This window comes from Micromonospora salmantinae (assembly GCF_022230905.1).
GTDB lineage: Bacteria > Actinomycetota > Actinomycetes > Mycobacteriales > Micromonosporaceae > Micromonospora > Micromonospora salmantinae.
The window spans coordinates 1-4006 of sequence record NZ_JAKKFG010000038.1 but is presented as its reverse complement, the minus strand read 5'-3'; the positions used below and the strand labels follow the sequence as shown (position 1 = coordinate 4006).

Below are 4006 nucleotides of genomic sequence, written 5' to 3'. Positions count from 1 at the left end.
GCGGGCGGCGGCTCGCGGGCGGGTTGGTGCCTTGTTCGTTGCCTTTGGAGCTGATGTCGTCAACGAATCAGCGGCACCGGTGGCCACCGATGTCGTAGACGATTCAGCTCCAAAGGCAACGAGCGGCACACATCCACCAGCCCTGGGGCGACTGCGCGCGCCGAGGTCGGCGGCCGAGCCCGGCGGGGCAGCCTGCCGAACCACAGTGACCTAGTATCGACGGAGATGGATTGATGGAAGCGGTGGGCGGCCGGAGTCGGGGGTATTCATCGTGCGCGAACGTCGAAGTCAAGGAATCCGGTCGAAGGCCGCCACGCTGGTCGCGTGCGCACTGACGGCAACCCTGGTCGCCGCCGGCGCGACGCCGGCGTACGCCGCCGACGACACCGCACCGCCCACCGCGCCCGGCCCGATCACCGTCGTCGCCATCGACACCACCTCGGTCGAGCTGACCTGGGCGGCCTCGACCGACGACGTGGGCGTGGTCCGCTACCCGGTCGGCGCGCGATTCGAGGATTCCGGCGCCCAGTATTCGACCGACACCAACAGCATCCGGATCACCAACCTGCGGCCGTCGCGCACGTACACCTTCTCGGTGTGGGCTCTGGACGCGGCTGGCAACAGCTCGGTGTCCAACCCGACACTGCGGCTGACCATGCCACCGGGCGACGACCAACCGCCGAGCGCGCCGGGCCAACCGGTGGCGTACGACGTCGCCGCCACACAGGTGTGGCTGCGGTGGGCCCACTCGGTGGAGAACGTCGCGCTCGACCGATACGAGGTGTTCCGGGTCGACGCCGGCGGCACACTCACCCGGGTCCGTGAGGTCTACCAGTACCCGCCCGTGAACAGTGCCCAGATCAGCGGGCTGACGCCGAACACCACGTACACCTTCGTCGTGCGGGCCCGCGACGAGGTCGGACACCTGTCCCCCCTGTCCGCACCGGTCACCGTGACCACCCTGCCGCCGCCGCCGAGCTGCGCGGTCCGATCCGTCGTACGGCAGTGGTCGGACGGCTTCGTGGCGCACCTCGTCGTCGAGAACACCGGCACCACGGCGGTCGACGGGTGGACGATGACGTGGCGGTTCTGGGCCAGCCAGCAGGTCCACGGCATCTGGGGCGCGAAGGTCGTCGACCGTGTCAACAACAGCTACCTGCGGGTGCGCGACACCGGTCGCAACGCGGTGATCCCGCCGGGTGGCACCGTGTCGCTGAGGCTCGTCGCCTCCGGCACGCAACTGCCGGAGGAGATCACGCTGAACGGCGGCCTCTGCACTGTGGCAGACGAATAACGCTCGACTCCGGGGTCTGGCGCCGGCCGCGACATCTTGCGACGCTAACGCCTGTGTATGACTACGACCTGTTGGTGCTGGGCTCCGGACCCAGCGGTCAGAAGGCCGCGATCGCCGCCGCCAAGCTCGGCAGGCGGGTCGGCATCGTGGACCGCCGCGACATGATCGGTGGGGTGTGCATAAACACCGGCACCGTGCCCTCCAAAACCCTGCGCGAGGCAGTGCTCTACCTGACCGGCCTGAGTCAGCGGGACCTGTACGGCAGCAGCTATCGGGTCAAGGACGAGATCACGGTCAGCGACCTGGCGGCCCGGACCCAGCACGTGATCACCAGGCAGACCGACGTCATCCGCAATCAACTGGCCCGCAACCGGGTCGCGATGATCACCGGCACCGGGCGTTTCGCCGACGCGCACTCGATCTGGGTGGACGGCGGCTCCGGCCGCGAGTCCAAGGTGACCTTCGACAAGATCGTCATTGCGGCGGGCACCCGCCCGGCCCGCCCGGACAGCGTCGACTTCGACGACCGGACGATCGTGGACTCCGACGGGGTCATCAACCTCCAGGCCGTACCCCGCAGCATGGTCGTGGTCGGCGCCGGCGTGATCGGCATGGAGTACGCCTCGATGTTCGCCGCGCTCGGCACCAAGGTGACCGTGGTGGAACGCCGCGAGCGGATGTTGGATTTCTGCGATGACGAGGTCGTCGAGTCACTCAAGTACCACCTGCGCGACCTGTCCGTGGCGTTCCGCTTCGGCGAGGAGGTCGCCGCCGTGGAGAAGCACCAGACGGCGGCGCTGTGCATCCTCAAGAGCGGCAAGAAGATCGTCGCCGACACGGTGATGTACTCGGCCGGGCGGCAGGGCCAGACCGACGACCTGGCGTTGGAGGCGGCCGGGCTGGAGGCGGACCGACGCGGCCGGATCACTGTGGACGCCAACTACCGCACCCAGGTGGAGAACATCTACGCCGTCGGCGACGTGATCGGCTTTCCCGCGCTCGCGTCCACGTCCATGGAGCAGGGCCGGCTGGCCGCGCAGCACGCCTGCGGCGAGCCGATCCGGGAGATGCACGGCCTGCAACCGATCGGCATCTACACGATCCCGGAGATCAGCTTCGTCGGGCAGACCGAGGCGCAGCTGACCGAGAGTTCGACACCGTTCGAGGTGGGCATCGCCCGGTACCGCGAGTTGGCCCGGGGTCAGATCGTGGGCGACTCGTACGGCATGCTGAAGCTGCTCGTCTCCCCCGACGACGGCCGACTGCTCGGGGTGCACGTGTTCGGCACCGCCGCCACCGAGATCGTCCACATCGGTCAGGCGGTGATGGGCTGCGGCGGCACTATCGACTACCTGGTCGACGCGGTGTTCAACTACCCGACGCTGGCCGAGGCGTACAAGGTCGCCGCCCTGGACGCGTCCAACAAGATCCGCAACATCATCCGCATCGACGGCTAGCCACCACGGTCCCATCTCACCGATGTCGGTGCTGCCCGCTACCGTGCCGGCACCGTTGACATGTTGAGGGAAAGAGGCAGTGGTGGGCGCATCCGGGTGGAGCTACGTCGTCTCGTACCAACCAGACCTGGACGCGGCGTTGGATGCCCTGCGGGACACTGTCTTCGCCGAGGGCCAGTACTGGTGGGCCCGGGGTGAGACCCCGAACTCGGCGAGCGACTATCCGAACCGCCCCGCCACCATGAAAGAGTTGTTCAACGATGAATGGGTGCAGGAGTCGGGCACTCATTCCATCCTCGACGTCTACCGAGTCCTCGACGAGGGCGAACGGCCCGAATTCGGCACTGTCGAGCCGGTGAGCGCTGCCGAGGCAATGCGCCATGCCGGCACCGAGCGGCTGACCCGCGAGCACCTGCCCGCGATCGAGGGGCTGGCCGAGCAGAGATGGTTCGGCCGGTGCGCGGTCCTGCACGACGCCGAGGGCAAGCCGGAGGAAATTTACTTCTGGGGCTTCTCCGGCGACTAGCCCTCGTCCCCGGTGATCAAGAGGTTTGCGTCATGACAGGCCGGGCAGGGTGAGGCAAACCTCTTGATCAACGACAGCTGGGAGAGGCCGGTGCGGAGGCGGGAGCCGCCTCCGCACCGGCCGGTGGGGCTTTAGCGGGCTGAGCAGGTGGGGCTGAGGCTGCCGGCGGTGCCGTTGGCCTGGAAGCCGTACTCGGTGGATTGTCCGGCGCCGACCTGGCCGTTGTACGCCACGTTCGTCCAGTTCGTCGTGCCGGTGTTACCGCTGCGGTTGGCGCTCCACGCGTTGGTGACCGTCGCGCCGGACGGCAGCGCGATCGTCACCGTCCAGCCGCTGAGGGCCGACGAGCCGGCCGTCACTCGAACATTCGCCACGAAGCCACCCGTCCACTGGTTCACCGACACCGTCGCCGTGCAGCCACCCGGGCCCGGAGGCGGAGTCGTGGGCGGGTCGGTCGGCGGATCGGTGGGCGGGTCCGTGGGCGGGTCCGTCGGCGGGTCCGTGGGCGTGGTGCCGTTGTTCAGCGCGGCGAGAACCGCGTCGTACGCTGGCTTCTTCGAGCCGTTGTTGTTGAACAGCAGCGGGGTCTGCGAAGCCCGCCACGAGTCACTGTCCCGGATGCCCCACACGGTGATGCCGTTGCAGCGGGCCACGGCCAGGCAGTCCTCGACGACGCTGCGGTAGGTGTTCGCCGACGCGCCCTGGATGTCCAACTCGGTGATCTGCACG

4 protein-coding genes are annotated in these 4006 nt (G+C 68.4%); 3 read left to right on the top strand and 1 reads right to left on the bottom strand.

Annotated elements, in window-relative coordinates; all coding sequences use genetic code 11:
- The first annotated feature begins 271 nt into the window (after nucleotides 1-271).
- The 3 genes from PSH03_RS22815 (at nucleotide 272) to PSH03_RS22805 (ending at nucleotide 3277) form a co-directional block, all read left to right on the top strand.
- The gene (locus PSH03_RS22815) at nucleotides 272-1294 is read left to right on the top strand and encodes a fibronectin type III domain-containing protein (protein ID WP_238690371.1); all 1023 of its coding nucleotides are present in this window, start codon (nucleotides 272-274) and stop codon (nucleotides 1292-1294) included.
- 53 nt (nucleotides 1295-1347) lie between these two features.
- A complete protein-coding gene (gene sthA, locus PSH03_RS22810) occupies nucleotides 1348-2751 on the top strand; it encodes a Si-specific NAD(P)(+) transhydrogenase (RefSeq protein WP_210784649.1) in 1404 nt (467 codons plus the stop codon).
- 82 nt (nucleotides 2752-2833) lie between these two features.
- Nucleotides 2834-3277 (top strand): hypothetical protein, encoded by a 444-nt coding sequence (locus PSH03_RS22805; protein ID WP_210784648.1) that lies wholly within the window; start codon nucleotides 2834-2836, stop codon nucleotides 3275-3277.
- Nucleotides 3278-3408: 131 nt separating this feature from the next.
- Here the strand turns inward: PSH03_RS22805 and PSH03_RS22800 are convergent.
- The coding region (locus PSH03_RS22800) for an endo-1,4-beta-xylanase (RefSeq protein ID WP_238690370.1) at nucleotides 3409-4006 on the bottom strand (598 nt) is incomplete at its 5' end.